General features: G+C 44.3%; 20 protein-coding genes and 4 pseudogenes. 19 read left to right on the top strand and 5 right to left on the bottom strand.

The features are described from left to right. Window positions 1-16: 16 nt before the first annotated feature. The 5 genes from Xvie_RS07945 (at window position 17) to Xvie_RS07925 (ending at window position 6,818) form a co-directional block, all read left to right on the top strand. On the top strand, window positions 17-3,112 hold the full coding sequence (locus Xvie_RS07945) for a type I restriction endonuclease subunit R (protein WP_086108789.1): 3,096 nt from the start codon (window positions 17-19) through the stop codon (window positions 3,110-3,112). Further along, window positions 3,112-3,828 carry a M48 family metallopeptidase gene (locus Xvie_RS07940; RefSeq protein WP_086108788.1) on the top strand — a complete coding sequence of 239 codons (717 nt, stop codon included), beginning with the start codon at window positions 3,112-3,114 and terminating at the stop codon, window positions 3,826-3,828. The genes Xvie_RS07945 and Xvie_RS07940 overlap by 1 nt, the downstream gene beginning before the upstream one ends. Before the next feature lie 465 nt (window positions 3,829-4,293). Continuing rightward, window positions 4,294-4,977: a WYL domain-containing protein gene (locus Xvie_RS07935; RefSeq protein WP_086108787.1), complete on the top strand. Its 684-nt coding sequence runs from the start codon at window positions 4,294-4,296 to the stop codon at window positions 4,975-4,977. 38 nt (window positions 4,978-5,015) lie between these two features. Next, window positions 5,016-6,020, top strand: a complete 1,005-nt coding sequence (locus Xvie_RS07930) for a GTPase family protein (protein ID WP_086108786.1) — start codon at window positions 5,016-5,018, stop codon at window positions 6,018-6,020. A 12-nt stretch (window positions 6,021-6,032) separates the two neighbouring features. Further along, complete coding sequence (locus Xvie_RS07925; RefSeq protein WP_086108785.1) at window positions 6,033-6,818, top strand: hypothetical protein; 786 nt, start codon at window positions 6,033-6,035, stop codon at window positions 6,816-6,818. Between the two features lie 220 nt (window positions 6,819-7,038). Here Xvie_RS07925 and Xvie_RS07920 read toward each other — a convergent pair. Both Xvie_RS07920 and Xvie_RS07915 read right to left on the bottom strand, forming a co-directional pair. Further along, window positions 7,039-7,253, bottom strand: a pseudogene (locus Xvie_RS07920) (helix-turn-helix transcriptional regulator). A 91-nt stretch (window positions 7,254-7,344) separates the two neighbouring features. Beyond that, window positions 7,345-7,992, bottom strand: coding sequence for an inovirus Gp2 family protein (locus Xvie_RS07915; RefSeq protein ID WP_086108784.1), 648 nt, complete (start codon window positions 7,990-7,992; stop codon window positions 7,345-7,347). Between the two features lie 535 nt (window positions 7,993-8,527). On the opposite strand from Xvie_RS07915, the gene Xvie_RS07910 reads away from it, so the two are divergent. The 10 genes from Xvie_RS07910 (at window position 8,528) to Xvie_RS07865 (ending at window position 16,398) form a co-directional block, all read left to right on the top strand. Next, window positions 8,528-9,484 carry a hypothetical protein gene (locus Xvie_RS07910; protein WP_086108783.1) on the top strand — a complete coding sequence of 319 codons (957 nt, stop codon included), beginning with the start codon at window positions 8,528-8,530 and terminating at the stop codon, window positions 9,482-9,484. 151 nt (window positions 9,485-9,635) lie between these two features. Continuing rightward, window positions 9,636-10,457, top strand: a complete 822-nt coding sequence (locus Xvie_RS07905) for a DUF932 domain-containing protein (protein WP_086108782.1) — start codon at window positions 9,636-9,638, stop codon at window positions 10,455-10,457. Between the two features lie 67 nt (window positions 10,458-10,524). Then, window positions 10,525-10,995, top strand: a complete 471-nt coding sequence (gene radC / locus Xvie_RS07900; RefSeq protein ID WP_057068553.1) for a RadC family protein — start codon at window positions 10,525-10,527, stop codon at window positions 10,993-10,995. Window positions 10,996-11,007: 12 nt separating this feature from the next. Then, window positions 11,008-11,331, top strand: coding sequence for a type IV toxin-antitoxin system YeeU family antitoxin (locus Xvie_RS07895; protein ID WP_086108781.1), 324 nt, complete (start codon window positions 11,008-11,010; stop codon window positions 11,329-11,331). 36 nt (window positions 11,332-11,367) lie between these two features. Further along, complete coding sequence (locus Xvie_RS07890) at window positions 11,368-11,688, top strand: TA system toxin CbtA family protein (protein ID WP_086108780.1); 321 nt, start codon at window positions 11,368-11,370, stop codon at window positions 11,686-11,688. Between the two features lie 112 nt (window positions 11,689-11,800). Beyond that, window positions 11,801-12,631, top strand: a complete 831-nt coding sequence (locus Xvie_RS07885; RefSeq protein ID WP_086108779.1) for a DUF4942 domain-containing protein — start codon at window positions 11,801-11,803, stop codon at window positions 12,629-12,631. 76 nt (window positions 12,632-12,707) lie between these two features. Then, window positions 12,708-13,715, top strand: a complete 1,008-nt coding sequence (locus tag Xvie_RS07880) for a restriction endonuclease (RefSeq protein ID WP_086108778.1) — start codon at window positions 12,708-12,710, stop codon at window positions 13,713-13,715. A gap of 436 nt (window positions 13,716-14,151) precedes the next feature. Next, window positions 14,152-14,679, top strand: coding sequence for a P-loop NTPase family protein (locus Xvie_RS07875; protein ID WP_086108777.1), 528 nt, complete (start codon window positions 14,152-14,154; stop codon window positions 14,677-14,679). Between the two features lie 211 nt (window positions 14,680-14,890). Continuing rightward, a complete protein-coding gene (locus tag Xvie_RS07870) occupies window positions 14,891-15,484 on the top strand; it encodes a hypothetical protein (RefSeq protein WP_086108776.1) in 594 nt (197 codons plus the stop codon). A 2-nt stretch (window positions 15,485-15,486) separates the two neighbouring features. Next, the gene (locus Xvie_RS07865; RefSeq protein WP_086108775.1) at window positions 15,487-16,398 is read left to right on the top strand and encodes a Kiwa anti-phage protein KwaB-like domain-containing protein; all 912 of its coding nucleotides are present in this window, start codon (window positions 15,487-15,489) and stop codon (window positions 16,396-16,398) included. A gap of 61 nt (window positions 16,399-16,459) precedes the next feature. On the opposite strand, the pseudogene Xvie_RS07860 reads toward Xvie_RS07865, so the two are convergent. Beyond that, window positions 16,460-17,359, bottom strand: a pseudogene (locus Xvie_RS07860) (LysR family transcriptional regulator). A gap of 255 nt (window positions 17,360-17,614) precedes the next feature. On the opposite strand from Xvie_RS07860, the gene Xvie_RS07855 reads away from it, so the two are divergent. From Xvie_RS07855 to Xvie_RS25300, 3 genes and pseudogenes are all read left to right on the top strand, one after another. After that, a complete protein-coding gene (locus tag Xvie_RS07855) occupies window positions 17,615-18,931 on the top strand; it encodes a M20 family metallo-hydrolase (protein ID WP_086108774.1) in 1,317 nt (438 codons plus the stop codon). A gap of 40 nt (window positions 18,932-18,971) precedes the next feature. After that, window positions 18,972-19,232: pseudogene (locus tag Xvie_RS07850) on the top strand (AbgT family transporter); the annotation flags it as partial. Continuing rightward, window positions 19,228-19,404, top strand: a pseudogene (locus Xvie_RS25300) (AbgT family transporter); the annotation flags it as partial. The pseudogenes Xvie_RS07850 and Xvie_RS25300, both read left to right, overlap by 5 nt. Before the next feature lie 136 nt (window positions 19,405-19,540). Here Xvie_RS25300 and Xvie_RS07835 read toward each other — a convergent pair. Continuing rightward, window positions 19,541-19,693: a type II toxin-antitoxin system RelE/ParE family toxin gene (locus tag Xvie_RS07835; protein WP_086108825.1), complete on the bottom strand. Its 153-nt coding sequence runs from the start codon at window positions 19,691-19,693 to the stop codon at window positions 19,541-19,543. A gap of 352 nt (window positions 19,694-20,045) precedes the next feature. Between Xvie_RS07835 and Xvie_RS07830 the strand changes: the two genes are divergently transcribed. Continuing rightward, window positions 20,046-21,329 (top strand): dicarboxylate/amino acid:cation symporter, encoded by a 1,284-nt coding sequence (locus tag Xvie_RS07830; RefSeq protein ID WP_086108772.1) that lies wholly within the window; start codon window positions 20,046-20,048, stop codon window positions 21,327-21,329. Window positions 21,330-21,387: 58 nt separating this feature from the next. Here Xvie_RS07830 and Xvie_RS07825 read toward each other — a convergent pair whose 3' ends face one another. Further along, window positions 21,388-22,281, bottom strand: coding sequence for a LysR substrate-binding domain-containing protein (locus Xvie_RS07825; protein ID WP_086108824.1), 894 nt, complete (start codon window positions 22,279-22,281; stop codon window positions 21,388-21,390). Window positions 22,282-22,336: the final 55 nt, after the last annotated feature.

Below are 22,336 nucleotides of genomic sequence, written 5' to 3'. Positions count from 1 at the left end.
TTAGGGAGAGCGCCCTTTGAGCACTATCGGCCAGCGCGAACGCGCCACACAGCAGCGTTTGATTCAGTTTTTTGTTAAAGATTTAGGATACCGCTATCTGGGGCGGAGCGCTGGATATGCCGGTGACAGCAATATCGACACGGACATACTGAGCGCATGGCTGAAACGGCGTGGCGTCAGCGATACGCTGATTACCCGCGTGCTTCGGCAACTGGATTCCGCCGCCGCGCTGGGCGAAGGCAAGAAGCTGTATTACGCCAATAAAGAGGTCTATCGCCTGCTGCGTTACGGCGTGAAGGAGAAGGAAGGCGCGGGCGAGCAGAATCAGACCGTGTGGCTGATTGACTGGGCGCATCCTGAAGCCAATGATTTCGCCATCGCCGACGAGGTGACGATAAAAGGTGAATACAGCAAGCGCCCGGATCTGGTGCTGTACGTTAACGGCATCGCGCTGGGCGTGATTGAACTTAAACGCTCTTCAGTCCACGTCAGCGAAGGCATCCGCCAGAATCTCGACAATCAAAAGAAAACCTTTATCCGCAATTTCTTTACCACCATGCAACTGGTGATGGCGGGTAACGATACGCAGGGGCTGCGCTACGGCACCATCGAAACGCCGGAAAAATATTATCTGGAATGGAAAGAAGAAAATACTGATGCATACATGCATAAGCTCGACTTCCATTTAAGCCGCCTTTGCAACAAATCAAGGCTGCTGGATATCGTCCATAACTACATGGCCTTTGACGTTGGGGTGAAAAAGCTCTGTCGCCATAATCAGTTCTTTGGCGTCGAGGCGGCTAAACAGCATATTGCCCGTCGTGAAGGCGGGATTATCTGGCACACGCAGGGCTCGGGTAAAAGCCTGACGATGGTCTGGCTGGCGAAGTGGATCCGCGAAAATGTGCCGAATTCACGCGTGCTGATTGTGACCGACCGCACCGAGCTGGATGAACAGATCGAAAGCGTGTTTATGGGTGTGGATGAAGAGATTTATCGCACCTCTAGCGGCAACGACCTTATTGCGACGCTTAACCATCCGAACCCGTGGCTCATCTGCTCTCTGGTGCATAAGTTTGGTCGTCGTAGCGAAGCGGAAGACGCTGCGGCAACCGACGACTTCATCACCGAGTTGCAACAATCCCTGACGAAAACGTTCCGCGCCAAAGGCGATCTGTTTGTCTTCGTGGATGAGTGCCACCGCACGCAGTCCGGCAAGTTGCATAACGCGATGACCGCCATTCTTCCGGAAGCTTTGTTCATCGGTTTTACCGGTACGCCACTGATGAAGAAAGATAAAAAGAAATCAGTGGAGGTGTTCGGCCCTTATATCCACACCTACAAGTTTGATGAGGCAGTGGCCGACGGGGTGGTGCTAGATCTGCGCTATGAGGCCCGCGATATTGACCAGTACCTGACGTCTGAGAAAAAGGTCGATGACTGGTTTGAAGCCAAAACGCGTGGCCTGTCGAATTTAGCCAAAACCCAGCTTAAACAGAAGTGGGGCTCAATGCAGAAACTGCTTTCCAGTAAGTCGCGGCTGGAGCAGATCGTTAATGATATTCTGTTGGATATGGATACCCGCCCGCGGCTGATGGACGGGCGCGGCAACGCCATGCTGGTATGCAGCAGTGTGTATCAGGCTTGTAAGGTTTACGAGATGTTCAGCCAGACCGATTTGGCTGGAAAAGTGGCAATTGTAACCAGCTTCCGTCCCGATGCTGCCAGTATCAAAGGTGAAGAAACCGGCGCGGGCCTGACCGAGAAACTGTACAAATTCTCGACCTATCGCAAAATGCTGGCTGACTATTTTGAACAAAGCGAAGAGAAGATTGCTGGTCGTATCGCCGAATTCGAGCGAGACGTTAAGCAGCGCTTTATAAATGAACCGGGGCAAATGCGTCTGCTTATCGTGGTGGATAAGCTGCTAACCGGCTTTGATGCACCGTCTGCGACCTATCTTTATATTGATAAAACCATGACAGACCATACGCTGTTTCAGGCGATTTGTCGGGTAAACCGGCTGGACGGGGAAGATAAAGAATACGGCTATATTATCGATTATAAAGATCTGTTCCGCTCGCTGGATAAAGCGATAACCAATTACACCACGGGCGCGTTTGACGATTACGATCGCGATGATGTTGATGGACTGCTAAAAAATCGTCTGGAGCAGGCAAAGCTGGATCTCGACAGCGCGCTGGAGGTAGTTCGCAGCCTATGCGAACCTGTCAAGGCACCACGCGAATTGCAGGACTATCAGCACTATTTCTGTGGTCAGTCGGGGGAAAACCAGACGATATTAGGCGAAAAAGAGGCGCTGCGCCTGTCGTTCTATCAGAATGTCGCCCGCCTGCTGCGCGCATACGCCAGCCTGGCGAATGAAATGCAGGAAGCGGGTTATACCGATGAGGAAGTAGAAAGCATTTGCGCCGAAGTCGCTAAATTCGAGAGACTGCGCTACGACATTAAACTGACCAGCGGCGATCTGCTGGACATGAAGCGCTTTGAGCCCGCCATGCGCCACCTGCTGGATATGTACGTTCGCGCCGACGGTAGCGAAGTGCTGATGGATTTCGAAGAGTTAAGCCTGATTGAGCTGATTGTTGAAAAAGGCGCAGCAGCAACCGCTGCTCTACCGGACGAGATCCGCAACAATCAGGATGCGATGGCGGAAACCATCGAAAACAACGTGCGTAAAACCATCGTGGATGAAAACCCAGTGAACCCGAAATACTACGGGCGCATGTCGCTTTTGCTGGATGAACTGATTACCCTTCGCCGCCAGAATGCGCTTGATTACCAGCAGTATCTGGAGCGTATCCGGGATTTGAGCAAACAGGTCATCCGCCCAGAACAAACCAACGGGGCATCCTATCCTGAAACGATGGATACGCAGGCAAAGCGCGCGTTTTATGATAACTTCGGTCATGACGAGGTGCTGGCAACCCGTATTGATACGACAATCCGCTATACCAAAAAAGCGGAGTGGATTGGCGATCGTTTTAAGGAACGAGAGCTTGCCCGCGCGCTGCGCGAAGAAACCGCCAGTTATAACGTCAATATTGATGACGTTCTTGAGCTTGCCCGTAAGCAAAAGGAATACCACTGATGCCGGTCATGCAGATAGGCACGCTGCGCTTACAGGTCAATCGTAAGGTGATTAAGAACTTGCATATCAGCGTCCTGCCGCCTGACGGTAAAGTCCGCGTTTCAGCCCCGGAACACATGACAGAAACGGCAATACGGATGGCGGTCGCTTCCCGCTTCCGCTGGATCCGAAAACAACAGCAGGATTTCGCCAGACAGCCACGCCAGTCCGAGCGGGAGATGGTCAGCGGAGAATGCCACTATCTTTGGGGTCGTAAATATCGCTTGTTTGTGATCGAGCGTCAGGGACGTCATGAGGTGAAGATTGCGGGAAATAATAAACTCCAGCTTTATGTTCAGCCAGGAACGAGCAATGAAAATAAGGAGCTGGTATTAACCGACTTTTATCGGCATGAGCTGAAACGGCAGGTCGCTAAATTACTGCCCGAATGGCAAGACAGAACCGGCGTTTCCCCGACGTTCTGGGGCATAAAAAAGATGAAAACCTTTTGGGGCACCTGTAATACCACCACAAAGCGAGTCTGGCTCAATCTGGAACTGGTCAAGAAACCACCTGAGTGTCTGGAGTATATTCTGGTGCATGAACTGGTTCATCTACTGGAGCGTCATCACAACGAGCGTTTCCGTCTACATATGGACCGCTTGATTTCTAACTGGCGCGAGCGGCGAGATTTGCTCAATAAGATGCCACTGGCGTTTGAGGCGTGGGAGTATTAATTGATTGTCTTAGCTCAGACCAGATCTGACAATTATCGGTTATTCATACGGGTAGCTGTCAGATTACTTCGGTCTTGAACTTTTTTATTCCTGCCTAAAATCACTGCACTTTCTCATGCGTTTAGCCAATCAAAAGAAACCTCACCATATTCCACCTACGGCAACGTAATCAATGCACGGACTCATATTGGTTTATAACTTTTTTCAGAACTAAATCATTTTCGTGAGCAGCAGATAGTCCCTTTCTGACAATGCGGAATGCGACAGGTTGTGTCGTTTTTTTGATGATGACTTCGCCTTGGAATTAACTAATTAACATATATTTCATAGCATTAGATAACAGCAGTTACCCCCACCATTTTTTCAATCCACCACCCTTTGGTACGACATAACGTGTCGAACCAGTACGTCATAATCTCCCATATCAATATCTGGTTATTTTGGGAGTTCAGGACTGTTCTCACCATGAAAACACAACATGATCATTATGACCGCCTTTCTGTAAGGCTATCGGTCATTATCAGCCGATTGTTGGCTGGTCAATCCTTGGAGCTGAAAGCGCTGGCAAATGAGTTTGGTGTCTCAGAGCGCACTCTACAGCGGGATTTTCAACAGCGTCTAATCCATCTGGATCTTGAACATTCTAGTGGCAGCTATCGACTTATCCGGCGAACTGGTCGAGAGCATATACCCAATACCTTTACGTTTATCCTCAATTCTGGGATTTCGGGGATCATTCCGGCCCAGAACCGCAGATTAATCCGGCTCATTACCAGCAGCTCTGGGTGCTCACCATGTCTTATCGGACATGGAGGATTGCCATCGCCAATCACCCAAACCACCTGCTTTCTGGAGCTGGCCGAAGCGATCCGTGACTACCGAGCCGTTACGCTATTAGTCAATGGTAAGAGCTACGACGCAGTGGCTCCTCGCCGCCTGATCTTCCAGTCCAGAAACTGGTTTCTTGTGGCTACTCGAGCCAGAAAGCTACAGGTGTTTCGGATGGAAGACGTTAACGCTGTGACTGTTCTTGACACCTCTTTTCGCAGAAAGCCTGAACTTGATGCACTCACCGCCAGTGAGGAGTTTATTTCGGCTCTTCCACACTTTCGTTTCATCAGTGACGTTATTCAGACCTTCAGAGAGTAGCTGGCAACGTTCATTTCAACATAAGCAAAGAGACCTTTATGGATGACCCGTTAAAGGGGGAAGGCCGGATGATTACTGATGCTAATGGCATCACCAGAAGAGAAGGGGGGATTTCAGGACTATGGGACAATATGTTTAATGATAGCAATGGGATAAAAACCGACAGTTCGCCGCTCATACCTGACATCAGGGATATTCTCGATGTTTTCCCTCAGTCACTGCGGGAAAACCTGGTTAACAAAATCAGTGAAGCTATCGACTATGAACCTGTAATTGGCGTTATGGGAAAGACCGGCGCAGGTAAATCAAGCGTGTGTAATGCGCTATTTCAAGGCGAAATTTGTGCGGTCAGTGACGTTGAAGCCTGCACGCGTGAGGTTCAGGAGCTGCGTATACGTTTTGGTAAACGTTCGCTGAAGATCATTGATATCCCTGGCGTCGGTGAGAATGCTTTACGGGATAAAGAGTACGAAGATCTTTATCGTACTTTGCTTCCCTCACTGGATCTCATCCTCTGGGTGATTAAAGGCGATGATCGAGCTTTTTCTGCAGATGAGCATTTCTACAATAATGTCCTGTTCCCTGCAGGTGGGGGTGAGCGCGTTTTGTTCGTCCTCAACCAGGTTGATAAAATCGAGCCCTTCCGTGAATGGGATACATACCTGCATCAGCCGTCCCCAACACAGCGCATCAACATCGAAAAGAAAGAATCTTACATTACTGAACGTTTTGGCTTTACGCGATATCCGGTAATCCCGATCTCCGCCGATGAGGGCTACAACATCCTTCGTTTGGTAGAAACGATGATCCGTGCATTACCAGATCGGGCTAAAAGCAGCACAGCCTCGCAATTTAAGGAAGAGTACAAAACCGATGACGTAAAGACTGAAGCGAAAGGCGGCTTTACCAGCGTGATCTCCGGGATACTTGACGACGTTATTGATTCTGTTCCGTTACCTGGTCCAGTCAAAGAGCTTGCACGTAAGGGGAAAGATAGGGCTATTGAGTGGGCGGGTAACGTCTGGGACCATTTTTTTGGATAAGGAAAGCATTTAATGAAACCACTAATTATTCCTGCATTGTTTATATCGTTATTTGCTGCTCAGTCTGCTCATGCAGGCGGAGGTTACGACTTGCAATGCATGCTTGAAAACGGCGAGCAAATGACGCTCAGTCATGCCAGTGATACTGTTTATATCAGTTTTGAAAAGCCGGGTGGTGACTCCGAAGAGGGAGGCTCCGTTATTAAACTGGATATTGCTTCCGGCGAAGCGAAACAGAATCTGGCTGTTAATACAGGTGTAGGAACCGCTTCTTTCACGTTGCGCGGAGAAAGTGACGATATTGAAGGCGCTATCGCTTTTAATTATTCGGAATATGACGGTACAGGTGATGCTTATTACACGGTCATGAATTCAATGGGGCAGGAAACCAGCACCGTATCCTGCAAACCGGGTACCATTAGAGTTTCCAGGAGCCTCCTCCTGAATGGTATTAATGGCGTTGGTAGCCAGCAGGCTAATAAACCTACATCCTCTCAGCAACAGCAGGTACAGAAATCTACGACGCCACCGTTTAAAGTACAGTTCGGCAGCTCTGTCAGCAATGAAGGCTGGAATACTAAATATGGCGTTATTCAGCTCACTATCACTGATGACAATGTGGTACTGAAATCCATTCGGGTTAACAGAGGGAACTGTAAAATGGAGAGCGTCGGTAACAGAATCCTGCCTTACAAATATAAATTCGGTGATGTGGCTACTTTCAAATATATGAAATGTGACCGTATTCTCGAAGCCAGTATTGTCACCGATTCCGGTAGCTGGACCTTTAATAATTAAATTTACCTGTGGTTAGTCTGGGGGGAGCAAGTGTCAGTAAATAATCCAACACTTCCCCCTTTTAATTATGTGTAACCCTACTGAGAAGCTATCCATTTCATCACCACAGCATTACTACCGGATAATGCGCAGCAAAAGCCCTGTCAGGCGTTTACCGACATAGTGTATGTATTTGTAATGATTATGGGTAGGGCGTACAGAGAAGCGCTAAAGGGCTTTATTAGCGGGATTTTTCTATGCGCTCCATCACCCAGCGCCTGACATCACTTTCCCGCCAGCGGAACTGCGGCCAAACTTGATAGGTTTCGGAAACATCCCGTCCTTAATCAGCTTGTAGAACCACTTATCGGTTAAGCCCGTGAAGGTGGTGATGAAGACCATATCCACCAGCTTATCGTTCATCAGGTCGGTCTCGGGAGTCAGTAGATTGTTCATGACGATTTTCCTTCTGTCTTTGAGTGGGTAAAAGACAGGAGCAAAACTAACCTGTTGATTTAAGGTCATGTTGTGTGCTCCGTCATTACAATCACTTCTCCGGTAATAAATTACTTTTCGCTTTGGTCTTAAACTGACTGCAGCCAAAGTTACGCTCGCCGTCCTCATTTTCTTTGGAACGTTTTTTGGCGAGATAGCAGATCCGATTCAGGTAATTCTCATAATCAAGGCTGTTGGTTCCCTCTCTGCGGTTCAGCTCAAATATGCCTGCCAGATGATAACTTACGCTCTCCTTCGCTTTACCCTTCAGTTTCAGCGCGTGGCACCACGCCTTAGCTGCCATCGTTAGCAATAATCCTCTTCCGGTACCCTTAAACCCCAGTTTCAGCATCATGCAACTGAACACCTCACGGTTAACCAAGAGCACCAGGTGATAATGCTTGTTGCTATTCATCTCACCGAACTCTCTGGCCCATGCGTAATACACCGGGCAAGAGTATATTCGTTTACCTTCTCTGCTGCGTCTCTTCAGATAAGCGGCTAATTGTGCCTTAAGCGAGGCAATAAAACGGGTTATAACCGCAGATTCATATCCCTTATGTTGGTTGTGCTGCGGCAGGCTTAAATCCAGCCCGAAGGCTAATACACGGGCATGCTCATTCATCACGAAGGCTGTCAGCGCTTCCAGACGCTGCATATGGTAGGCATTCTTCTCGCTGTTACATTCTTTGAGTATCATTTCTGGGCTCTCATGATGTTGGTGACATACCCATGAGAGCCTCGGTAACTTTTAACGCAGTTACAGGGCGATCAAAGAAAACACTGCCTCACACTACTACTGGCTTGAGCCTCTGCTGATAGCTTTACTCTCTCTTAACGGTTCTATACCCACTTCCCTGTGGATCTCTGTATACCCCTATTCCTGCTCATACTGTAGAGAACAACAATAAGCATAATATTAGTGTCCGGCAGTAAATAATCACTGAAATCGCCACCTGCTACCTCGTATGCCCCTGCTGTATTGGGTTTTCTGGCTGTTATTACTCCCGCCATTCGGACTAAAACCACTCTTAAGTTATCCCGGTACGCTGACTACGGGGCTATTTCTTGCCCCAGTAAGCAGATGAACATTTTACTGTTGCTCATGCCACCATGCCGGGCATTGCCGAAAGTGGTTGTTTTTGCATCGAGCATTCTCTTGATTTAAGTCACTTTTTAAAAAGGTGCATCACTGTTAAAATCTAAAAAGTGCTGCACTTTATGGTGGTTTTGTGATGGCAAGTAAAAATCGAATAACAGTTAATTTTTCCTATCCTGAACTTCATCAGATGATATTGAGTCTGGCGAAGAGGACGGGTAGTAGCAGTTCAGCTGTTATTCAGGACATGCTGCTCGATGCCCTGAAGTACAGAATGGATAACGATACACTTTTACCTACAGGTAAACTGGTGGCGAATAAAAACCTTGTGCCAGAAAGGGTTTTTAATGCGGGTTTTGAAATCAATAATCTGACTATTGATGGAATAGTCAGGGGAACAGCCGATGCGTTTCATCGTTTGTTTCAAAGAGATAGTTTTATCGAAACGCTTCCTTACATCATGTTTAGTGACGTGCCAAAGCCTGCGGAAGCAATAAACAAGAGGGATATACTCAGAAGAGTAATTGCATACCTGCAGACAAAACTTCATGCCCCTGATAATAGTGAATTCAAACCTGCGTTATTTTTATTTTTTATCGGAAAGGTAACAGTAAAATATAGACAACACACCGCTGACGGCCTCGAAGTAAAGATTGATTATTCATGTAAGGTGATTCCTGTGCACACTAACAGATCAAACGACGATGAAGCGCTTTTGTTCGATCTGAACAACATTAAGTACAGAACGTTTCATGACATGGCCAGAAATGGATGGAACAGGAAAAAACACTCACATCAGTTGTGTATTAATGGGCTGGAAGGTATGCGCGGGGGTGGTTTTTTTGTCGGGGTTTTGTATGAGCCGCAACCACCAGATGAACTGGCTACCCCATCAGAGGGAGACTTTATCAGTAGCACAGGTCTCAGATATCGATTTTTTAGTCACCCCTCAACGGTTAAAATCATAAAGGATCATTTTCCGAAATCAGTCACTATTGACCCGAATGGAACCACCTACACAGTAAAAGAAAAAACTATACAAGATTTGGACACGCTCAACCGGGCTATCAGGAAGCAGAATACTGGCTGGTAATATTTAAATTACAGTCGTTTTTATCTCTGTACTATCCGTGTGACTTCACCCGATATTTAACACAATCTTCTTTCACTGTTCACTCGTACAAAAAGACCATGCCTCATCATGAGGCATGGTCTTTTTTATGTATTGTTATAAGGAATTAATTATGAAACGTTTAGCCAGCCGCTTTGGTGCGGTCAATCTTGTACGCCGCGACCGCCCGCTAACTCGTGATGAACTGGCCCACTATGTGCCGAGTGTGTTCAGCGAAGAAAAGCATGAATCCCGCAGCGATCGGTACACATACATTCCGACCATTACCCTACTTGATAACCTACAGCGAGAAGGTTTCCAGCCTTTCTTTGCTTGCCAGACCCGAGTACGCGACCAGAGCAAACGCGAACATACGAAGCACATGCTACGCCTGCGTCGCGAAGGCCAGATCACTGGCAAACAGGTACCGGAAATTATTTTGCTTAACAGTCATGACGGCTCCAGCTCTTACCAGATGTTGCCGGGGTTATTCAGATCGGTTTGTCAAAATGGGCTGATTTGCGGTGAGTCTTTTGGGGAGGTTCGTGTACCCCATAAAGGCAACGTAGCGGAGAAAGTCATTGAAGGGGCTTACGAAGTGCTGGGGATTTTTGACCGAGTAGAAGAGAAACGCGATGCCATGCAGTCGCTAATGTTACCGCCACCAGCACAGCAGGCGATGGCGAAAGCAGCATTAACCTATCGCTTTGGTGAAGAGCATCAGCCGGTGACGGAATCGCAGATACTCTCTCCACGCCGCTGGCAGGATGAAAGCAACGACCTGTGGACCACTTATCAGCGCATTCAGGAAAACCTGATTAAAGGCGGTCTGCCTGGGCGAACGACTAAAGGCAAACGTGCCCATACCCGTGCTGTAAAAGGTATCGACGGTGATGTGAAGCTTAACCGCGCTCTGTGGATGATGGCTGAGAATATGCTGCAGCTTGCCTCATGAACCTTTTTATTATCCCTTCCCTCAAGCCTTGCCAATAAACCGGCGAGGCTTTTTTTAAGGAGAAAATATGTCTGTATTCAATTTATCCCCGGTATTTCCTGCAAACGAGCAACGTATCATTCGTCGGGCTTTACGCCTGCTGGAGAAATATCAGCGTCAACCGAGTGAGCCATTTACCTCCACCAGCTTCACTAAAACCTGGCTGCAATTACAGATGGCTCATCAGGAGCGTGAAGTTTTTATCGTGATGTATCTCGACAATCAGCACTGCCTGCTGGGATGCGAAACATTATTTACCGGCACACTCAGCCATACCGAAGTGCATCCCCGCGAAGTGGTTAAATTGGCTCTGAAACACAATGCCGCTGCGGTAATTCTGGCGCATAACCATCCGTCAGGTACGACAGAAATCAGTCAGCAGGACAAACACATCACTCAGCGGATAGTGAAAGCGTTAGCACTGGTAGAGGTGCGAGTGCTGGATCATTTGGTTGTTGGGAATGAAGTGGTTTCTTTTGCTGAGCAGGGTTTGCTTTAAACGGAGGTTTTCATGTCAATCACACCACCTCATGAATGGGGGCTACAAAGCGATATCACCCCACGATTTGGCGCTAGATTAGTTCAGGAAGGCAACAGTCTGCATTACCTGGCTGACAGGGCTGGGTTGACGGGGGATTTTACTCCGAAGCAACTGCAGAAACTGGATCAGGCTTTCCCGCTGTTTATCAGTCAACTGGAAGCAATGCTGCGTTCCGGTGAGCTAAATCCACAGCAGCAACATCAGGTGACCATTCAATTTGCGAGTTTAACCTGCATAGCTGATACCCGTGGTAGCTGCGGCTACGTTTACATTTCTATTTATCCAACCCCGTAACACCTTCTCTCTTCTTCTTTTCTCAGGATTCTACCCATGCACATTTCAACTGTACCGGCCACGGTGCCGGTTTTGTCACGTCTGTCGCCCGTGCAGGTCTGGCAGCAACTGTTAACGTATCTGTTGGAGCATCATTACGGCCTGACACTTAATGACACGCCATTCCACGACGATACGGCCATCGAAGAACATATCGAGGCGGGAATAAATCTAGCCGATGCGGTGAATTTCCTGGTGGAACGCTATGAACTGGTACGTACTGACCGTAAGGGATTCACCTGGCAGGAGCAGACACCATTTCTGAGCGCTACCGATATTCTCAGGGCAAAGCGTGCTACCGGGCTGACGAATACGTAAATTTTTCGAGTCTCATTCCTGATTTTTACCTCTGAACTTCCCACCCTTTTTATTCATCACATAATGCGCCTGCCACTCCCGGCAGGCGTGTTTGCTTTTATGGACGATTACGATGCAAACAGAACCCGACGTGTTGACGGAACACAATGAACTCATCCTCTCGACCAGTATCGAACGCATTGTGACTGGCCGCGATACTGCACTGGTGCAGATTAAACAGATTATCGAGCAGCTTGATGCTATATCCAGGTTAACCTCAGAAGTCGGCGGTGGTACAGCGCAAGACTGGGCGATGAAACCCGGGCACCGTTATGATAGTTGGCTGACTGAAGACGTTGATAAAGCGATACCTGCGATCACCCGCAATATAGACCGCAGCATCTGGCGCGATCTGATGTTGAAATCCGGCATGATGGCTTTGATGGATGCGCAGGCCCGCGATCAGTGGCATAAGAACCTTGAAGAGGGCGACCTCCCTGTAATCAGTGAGGCGAATATCCTCAATACCTTTGAGCAGTTGCATCTCAACAAAATGGATGTCTTCGAACGTGGGATCATCAATGTCTTCAAAGGGCTATCATGGGATTACAAAACCAATAGTCCCTGCAGCTTTGGTAAGAAGATCATCATTAACAATCTGGTGACGTATAACCGCTGGGGCTTTAGTCTGAATTGGGGTTGGCGGCGGGATCAATTAGCGGACCTGGAACGAATGCTGTTTTTGCTGGATGGTAAACCGATTCCCGATAATCGTGGTGATGTCACTATACGTTTGATGGATCATATTCGTGACAACTCGGCTAAAGATGTTTACGAGGATGAGTTCTTCAGTATTCGTTACTTTCAGAAGGGCTCTGCGCACTTGATCTTTAAGCGCCTGGATTTAGTTGAGAGGATGAACGATATTATCGCTAAACACTACCCAGGAATGTTAGCGAAGTAATTTTGTAGAGTTTTGACGCCTACGGCTAACAAGCTTATGATTCAGCATAATTTCTTTTCCTCATGAAGGGACGGGTATGGGCAACAGAATGTGGATGATTCGCGGCGACGGCGGCAAACTTTATGACGATTTTCGCGATAAACAAATCGTGGGTATCGGTTGGCCTCAACTGGCACCATTGGTCAAACCAGGTCTGTCCCGAGCCCAGTTACTCGGCTTATACCAGGAAGTCGATCCCTTAACGAAGCTGGGAAGTGCCCGCTCTGGTGCATCTCAGGTCTGGCGTTTTGTGAATGAAATCCAAAAGGGTGATTGGGTTATTACCTATTCGCCAGCCAACCGTACTTATCTGCTAGGCAAAGTCACGTCCGACTTCCAATATCATCCTGAATGGGTGGAAGAGGGAATGGGAATCGCTCGGCAGGTTAAATGGAATACTGAAGAAATCGATCGCGATCGATTGTCTGTTGCTACCAAAAATACATTGGGCTCCACGCTGACGGTTTTCCAGCTTCCGGAATATGCGTTAGAAGAGCTTTTGCAGGATAAGAAACCCACTGTAGATGTTATTACTCAGAATCCAATTGCGATTGATGAAGATGAGGTCGTTTCTGATCCGCTGCGCGATATGGAAATGCTGGCGTTTGAAGGTATCAAAGATCGCATCAACTCTCTTGATTGGGACGAGATGCAAAATCTGGTTGCCGGAGTTTTACGCAGTATGGGCTATAAAACGCAGGTTTCACCTGCGGGAGCCGATCGGGGTAAAGATATCATTGCTTCACCTGATGGATTCGGTTTTGAAAATCCACGTATTATCGTTGAGGTAAAACATCGCAGGGAGCAAATGGGGAGTCAGCAGATTCGCAGCTTTATCGGCGGTCGCCATAAAGATGATCGCGGGCTTTATGTCAGTACGGGGGGCTTTACGAAAGATGCTCGATATGAAGCCGACCGTTCGACGATACCTCTGACGCTCTGGACGCTTGATGATCTCGTCCGTGCGCTTATTGAGAACTACGAGCAAGTCGATATCGAAACCAAACTTTTGGTGCCTCTGAAGAAAACTTTCCTGCCTGCCTGAATGTTGCTTTGATGGCCATATCGGTGTTCTACTGGTATGGCTTTATACCCACTCGCAATGTCTATTTTTTGTACGGATTTTAACTTGTGGGTACAAGTGCGGGTATAATCATTTATTTCTACTTATAAAATACATTGATATCAGTCTATTGGGTGTGAAATTCGAGTCCGGCCTTCAAAATTAAGACGCTAAAAGAAAGCGTCTTTTTTTATGTCTGAAATTCAGATTTTGCAAGGCTTTTCATAAAACTTAGCTATCTACATCGTTATGAGTTTAATCATATCAACGTGTTGTGTATGCATCTATGCACAGATGCTGTGATTTACAATTAAATTGAGTTCCTATTTTTAAGTGTTTTACATGTGAAAAATTGGGCGTCTCATTAATGTCAGTGATACCGATAACAGAGGTAAATCTATAATTACTGGAGGCTGTTATGGAACTTTCAGATTTAGGAAATAGAATTTGTATTATGGGGCCTTCAAATAGTGGTAAATCTACGCTTGCCAATGCCATCTCCATAAAATGTAATTTGAAAGTGATTCACTTGGATCAGCTTTTTCATCTACTAAATACAAACTGGCAGGAACGTCCTGTAGATGAATTCATCTCATTGCATGACATGGCAATAAAAGAAGAAAGTTGGGTCATAGACGGAAACTATAGAAAATGTCTACCACAGCGCCTATCCAGAGCAACAGGCGTTATTTTATTAGATATCTCGACGCCATCAAGCCTGCTGCGTTATGCAAACAGAACTCTTTTCCAACATAACCGCTATGGTGGTCTGGCAGGCAATAAAGACAGCATCAAATGGAAAATGATCCATCATATTACTGTTGTCACACCAAAAAGCAGAAAATGTTATGCTGCATTGTTTGAACGATTAACTATACCTAAGATTAAACTGACTTCTATTAAAGAGATTAAGGAACAGTTTGATGAATGGGGGCTTATTCGATGATTATTAAAATCAATCTGATATAGATTCTATATCGGGGGGTTTACTTATCGATCGGGCATAGAATTGCTGAATTCAGGGCTCTTTGAATGTATTTTTCCATATTGTCACTATAGTTAATATTTAAAGCTTATAGGCCAAGAAAGCACTGAAACGAAAGGGATGCAAGAATGGCTTAGTTATAACTATGCGCAATATCTAGAAGGAGGAGAGTATGAAACCAAGGTTACTTATAGCACTTGCCATATTTCTTGGCTCATATTTGCCATTAAGTACGATCCTCCTTATACAGGATTATGATAAGAGAAAAGCCACAGGAAATTTTTGCTTGAATGTTTTGCTCAGTGATTCCTGTCAGTTACCTTTATATAAACCTTATTTATCATTGGGGTTTCTTATTATATGTTTGATATGTTTTGTGTTTTCGTGGCTGACTCTTAAGTTGACCGGTTCTGAAGGACAAATAATTAAAGTTATTTCAGCAAAGTATACCCCCGCAGACTTAATGAATTATGTCTTACCTTATATTGTATCATTCATGAGTATTGATTATTTGCAAGATACAAAATTCTTTGGATTTATCATTTTCCTAATATGGTTATTCTGGTTATCTTATAAATCAGGGCAGGTGATTTTGAATCCAATGCTAATTGTTTTTAATTGGCGAATGTATGAAATAACATACAGATTTCCCGCTGGGAAAGATGAATTCACTGGTATCGTGCTTGCAAATAAGGATATCCAGCCTAATATTGAGTATGAGTCGCAAAATGTACAGTCAGTTATTGTTATAAATCAAAGGCCTTGATTATGCTCAATAGGTTGCAGGATTTTAATATTGATGATGCATCTTTAACTCTATGGGTTTATCGGAAAAGTATACGAAATTCTGCTGTTCATTATACAGGCTGGTGGGTCAGTGTTTCTGATGAATTAAGAAAAGAACTCAATAGTTTCATTAGTGAAGAAAGATGCAAATATAGTGAAGTAATAAATTACGGACTATTGGCTCAGAATAATGAAAGTAGTCTACTTCACATTGGAGCAAATGAAACTGAAGCACAAAAATTGATTGATTTTTCATCTAATCAGATTCAAGCTAAGAAAGCTGAGGATGTGAAAAATATTGCAAATTGTGATTTTTACTCTGTTAAATTAGTTCATAATGATGTGGTTCTTTATTGTGTGAAAAAAGCTGATTCATCTTGGAAGACGAAAAATAAAAAAGGTATAAAATCACTTATTTATAAAGATTATACGTTAACAATTGATAATGAACCCAAATTTAATATAGCAATGAATTTTGATTTTTTTATCCTTGAAGGGAATATTCTTATCAAAGATAAAAGGATTTTTGAATCCATTCTTAGTTACAAACAGGCGTATTTAAGCAACCTTACCGCACTTACTAATGAAGCAGAGTTTAATAGTATATTTACTGATATATTGCCACTTGTGACATATGTGGGAAATAATGCTATGCAACTAAGAAGAGCTTTAGCAATAAGAGAGAAAGGATATTATAAAAACACCTCATTTATGGAAAGCTTAAGACTACATGCTGAAAAATTCAGACTTAACATACAGTTTGATAAAGAGGGAAAAATAATAGCAAAGAACGATAGTTGTGCTGATATTTTTCAGGCTCTGTTAGATCACCGTTTACAATCACACTATCCTGAACATCTGTACGATGTGCCTAATGCACTGCTTATTCGATAAAAATATATCACCAGTTTTGTAAAGGTAACGATGATCAAAATTTCCATCCTGAGCACGAAAATCACTCCCGACAATACATCCGAAAAAGCCTCGCCAAATGTTCTCCTGCAGGAGTCAGTTTTGTATCTCTTCGTTGAACAAGGCCAAAAGTCGCAAACGGAAGTTGTTCTTCAAGATCCAAAGCTACAAACTGCTGATCAAACAAAATCTCATTAACCACATCGACTGCCACAATCGTTAAAAAGTCACTTTCGGCGACTAAACTCATACAAGTCATCAATGTTTCACACGTAACGCTAAAGACCGGTGGTTTATTCAGCGATGAAAAGTTTTCAAATAAGCTACGATAATAAGTGCCTTTCGGTGTTGGCATAGTCCAATCACAATCAGCCAATTCCTGCAAACAGGTTGCATTCGTTTTTGGATGTCCTTTGCGTACAATCACCTTGTACTCTTTTTCCATCAACTTTTCGAAGCTCAATTCTGCATCTAAACTGCCGGGATAATAGGTATTCACGGTAAAATCCAATTCACCTAGTCTAAGTTGAGGCAGCATAGTCAATAATTGCCCCTCTACAACCCTTAATTTTACCGTTGGGTAATCCCGGTGAAACTGCGTAATTATCTTTGGCATAATTGTACGTGCAATACTGCCTGCAACACCAATATTAACGACACCTCCAATTAAGCCAATATGTTGCTAAATATCTTCTTGAGCAATTCGAAGCTCTTCAAGTATTAAACTTGCGCGTTGTAGAAAACCTTTTCCACACTCTGTTAAATGAATACCTTGGTTACTGCGGATAAATAATTTTGCACCGAGTGCATCTTCCAATTCTCGTATCGATTTAGTCAAAGCTGGTTGGGAGAGTGATAAAAAACGACTGGCTGCTCTGATGCTACCATAACGGTTGATTTCAACAAAAGCACGTAATTGATTGAGTTTTATTGGTGTTGCCATTGTTCTCTCTCACGATAACTTTTAATTATATAGGCAAAGTTAATTGTATCTTATTTAAATGAAATTTATTGTCTACATTAGAAATTAGTAATAAAAATAAGCTCCCGATCAAAGAACGAAAATATTTTCAATTATTAACAAATTAAATAAAAAAAATTTAATTGGAATGAAACTAATTTGATTTATTAACGTAAGTCAATATTGACTAAATAAAAGAACTTCCATCTTCTTGGATAACTTTAAGAGAATATTATTATGGATATTTTACTAAGCGAATCTATTCGGCAAATCGCCGGGAAATTACAAAGCTGGCGTCGAGATTTCCACCATTTTGCTGAATCTGGTTGGTTTGAATTCAGAACAGCAACTATCGTGGCAGATGAACTACATCGTTTAGGTTATAGCCTGAAAATGGGAAAAGAGGTTATCAAGGCAGATGCCCGAATGGGGCTACCTCCAGAATCAGTATTACAGGCACAAGAACAGCGCGCAATTAAGCAGGGGGCTTTGACTAAATGGTTGCCCCATTTTTCTGGCGGATTCACTGGCATTGTTGCGACACTCGATACAGGCAAACCGGGGCCGACATTGGCTTTTCGGGTTGATATGGACGCTCTCGACCAGAATGAGGAGCAAACTCATGTACATTTCCCTTACGCCGAAGGTTTTTCTTCTTGCAACGCACAGATGATGCATGCCTGTGGTCATGATGGCCACACAGCAATCGGCTTGGGGCTTGCCAATATATTGAAGAAATATGAAAGCCAACTGACAGGAAAAATAAAACTGATTTTTCAACCTGCGGAAGAGGGCACTCGTGGGGCAAAATCAATGGCGGAAGCGGGTGTCGTTGATGATGTGGATTTATTTATCGCTATCCATATCGGTCTTGGTGTGCCTCAAGGTGAATTGGTTTGCGGGAGTGATAATTTTCTTGCCACTACCAAAATTGATGTCACTTATCGTGGCGTTGCCGCCCATTCTGGCGCAAAACCAGAAGAGGGAAAAAATGCCTTATTAGCTGCGGCCCATGCCGTTTTAGGGTTACATGCTATTTCTCGCCACAGCGAGGGCAGTTCACGCATTAATGTCGGAGTGTTACAGGCAGGCATTGGCCGTAACGTTATACCTGATTACGCATTAATGAAAGTGGAAACGCGTGGTAAAACTAATGAGATCAATGAGTTTGTCTATCATCAGGCCCTTAATATTATTGATGGCGCAGCAAAAATGCAGGGTGTTGAATATGACATAAAATTAATGGGAGCCGCCCAAAGCAGTCAACCCAGCCCTGTATGGGTCGATTTTATTTATCACCAAGCCCAACAACATATTCCAGAGCTTTCATCTGTTGCCAAAAGTTTTCAACAACCTGCGGGTTCGGAGGATGCGACCTATTTTATGGAGCGAGTCAAAGCGAATGGCGGTCAGGCTACCTACCTCATTTTCGGATCACAGCTCAGTGCAGGTCACCATCATGAGCGGTTTGATTTTGATGAGAACGTGATGAAAACCGCAGTGAAAACCTTAGCGACTATCGCCCTTCATTTACCTTCTTTCGAAGCTACCTGATTACAAAATAATAGCTACTGCAAACACAAAGGAAAAAACCATGAGTGAAGCAACTATTCCTGTCAATAAAAGTCCGGGGCGTATTCTTGGTTGGATTGAAAAAGTCGGAAATAAAATTCCAAATCCTTTTGTTTTATTCGTTTATTTAACTGCTGTTTTAATGATAGCGATGGCTATTTTTTCTTGGTTTGATTTGAGTGTAAAAAATCCCACCAATGGGGAACTCATCAGAGTTAAAAATTTACTGGGCGCTGAAGGATTACAGTGGATATTGCCGAATATCGTGAAAAACTTCAGTAGCCCTCTTCTTGGGATTCCTCCAGCGTTATTATAAAAATGCTCAGCTAGGCACTTATTACACGTTAATACTGCCATATCCTTTGGTGTTTTATGCTGTTTGGATACTGCTGTTAGTGGGATGGTATTTCGCTGGGTTGCCAATTGGGCCGGGGGTTTATCCGATATTGTATTAAACTAAATTATTAGATTGAAAATACAGGCAAAGCGCATGACTGTAACGATCATGCGCCAAGTGAATTAATCAGTTCAAACTCAGGTACCAATTCATCATAAGCTTGCTTGACCTCTGGGTTTTGTAATGCTTTAGTTTTAAGTGCGTGTAATCTGCTCATACTTCACCTCTCTCATGCGGTATTTGGTCAGATCCAAATCTTTCTTGGGGGTTTTGGAGCTTTTCTTAACAAAAGCATGGAGAATGTAGGTATTAGGGCCGTCAAGATAACCAAATAAACCACAACCTATCTCTTCTTTGGCTTATAGTATGTGATAAGTTGTCGAAAATCAGCATTATCTTAATTAAACATGAATAATTTGATTTGTTATATTTTTAATATTCACAGTAACAAATTAAATAAATTATCTTGATGGTATTTAGTTAAGCGTTTTTCTAAAGATTAGTCTCCATTTATGGCAGAACTTCAATAAAATATCTTTATAGATGAAGTAATGGATTTAATTTGTGGAATTAATTTCTATCCTTATATAGTCATGCGTTTTCTGCATACCGTATCTTTCATTTGCATTTCATCAAAAGTTAAAAAAATGTAAACATCCAATCAAGTAAAAATCAGAAAACAAAAAATAAGAGGTCATCATGAACAGGCGAAAGCTCATGCGACAAATCATTATCGCCATACTGCTTGGGATTATTACCGGTTGGGGTTTTCATCATTATCTTGATGCCAGTCAGACAAAAGAAATTGCCGCCTATATCAACATTATCACCGATATATTCCTGCGCCTGATCAAAATGATCATCGCACCACTTGTATTTGCCACGATTGTGACGGGATTAATGTCAATTGGCGGGTCATCTTCCGTAGGACGGATTACCCTTAAAGCGATGGTATGGTTCATTGCCGCGGGATTAGTCTCACTGGGTATTGGTATGCTGATGGCTAACGTATTTCAGCCCGGCGTTGGGCTTAATGTCACTATTCCACAGCAGGAAGAGGTAAATACTGGCCTCAATACCAGCGGGTTCTCGTTGAAAAACTTTATCAGCCATATTTTCCCAAGCAGCTTCGCTTCTGCGATGGCAAATAATGAGATCTTGCAAATCCTGGTTTTTTCGATCTTTTTTGGTGCTGCACTTTCCTATATCTGCCACAACGGCCAGAAAAAAAGCCCCATTGTGACCTTGATTGAAGATCTGGGGCGCATCATGTTTCGTATCACAGACTATGTAATGTCATTTGCGCCGATTGCCGTGTTTGCTGCCATTGCCTCCGCCGTTACCGTACAAGGCTTGGGCTTGCTTTATGATTACGGCAAACTTATTGGACTCTTTTACCTCGGATTGCTTTTGCTCTGGGCGATTCTGTCAGCTGTTGGATTCTTTTTTCTCGGCAATGGCATGTTTTCACTGATGAAACTTATTCGGGAACCTGTGACATTGGCTTTTGCCACAGCAAGCAGTGAATCCGCTTATCCCAAGACCATGAACGCGCTAGATCGCTTTGGTGTACCGAAAAAAATCTCCAGCTTCGTATTACCGTTGGGCTACTCCTTTAACCTTGATGGATCGATGATGTATCAATCCTTTGCCGTCCTTTTTATCGCACAGGCTTACAACATCGATCTGAGTCTCACCGAACAAATTTTGATTATGTTGACATTGATGATCACCAGCAAAGGCATGGCTGGCGTTGCGCGAGCTTCGGTGGTGGTGGTCGCGGCGACATTACCGATGTTCAGCCTGCCAGAAGCGGGGATCTTGCTCATCCTTGCCATTGATCAATTCCTTGATATGGGGCGCACAGCGACCAATGTAGTAGGTAACAGCATTTCCACCGCCGTGATTGCTAAATTGGAAGAAAAGCAGGGTAGTGATGAACGGGCAGAGCAGCAAAATGAAATAGTTCGCCAAGAAGCGTGAGCAGACTTGCTATATTCAGCAGCGATTACAGCAAGTTAATCTGATAGCAGGCTGGTGGTCAGATTGCTGTCCACCGTTTGCGCATATATTGCCAAAAGCGCTCTGACGAAGGATTAAGGCGGGAGTAAGTCCGATAAATAAAAACGCCCATTTTTATCGAAGCCTGCTCTGGTTCCAGTAAACACAATTTCTGCTCCTTGAGTTCCTCACGGATTGAATAATCCGGCAGCCAACCGACACCGTGACCATCCAGCACCATACGTTTCAGCAGTTCACTCATGGAGGAAAGACAAAAATAAGTAAACCGTCCCCTGAAATCTTTTTCCAGCAACTGATTTACCTGACGCCCCATATAGCTTTCATTGGTGTATTTCATTAATGGCAAAGGCGTATGTTCCAGCCGATATAACGGTTTACCATCCGCTGTACAGCCAGAGACAAGGTATAATCGAGCATCCAACACCTTATGATGAAGGAACGGTGATGTCATCAATTCTTCATTAAAGAAAGACAAAATAAAATCACTTTTACCGTTTTTGAGATTATTGACAGCCTCATCAACATTAATGGATTCGATATTAAAAACCTTATCTGAATTTTCCGCAAAACCAGAAATTAACTCAGGTAATAGAGAAATAGAAAGCGAATGAGCTGCGGTGATATTAATTCGGTATTTAGATATTTCTCCACCTTTTAACTTACCGATTTGATATTCTATATCACCAAGAAGATTCCTGACATAAACAATAAAACCTCTTCCTTGCAATGAAAGCTGTAATGGATTCGAGTTACGATTAAATATTTCAAAACCGACAGCATTCTCAAGAGCTTGAATCCTGCGACTAAAAGAAGATTGAGATATATTCCTCCGTTCTGCGGCAAGTGTAAAACTTCGTAACTCCTCCAACATTACTGCATCATATAACCATTTCAGTTCAATATTATTAAACATAAATCCACCATACAAAATAACGTTTGCTGATATCAATAAATAAAACGGTTCATGC

The organism is Xenorhabdus vietnamensis, from assembly GCF_002127535.1.
Lineage (GTDB): Bacteria > Pseudomonadota > Gammaproteobacteria > Enterobacterales > Enterobacteriaceae > Xenorhabdus > Xenorhabdus vietnamensis.
This window is presented reverse-complemented; position numbering and strand designations above follow the sequence as displayed.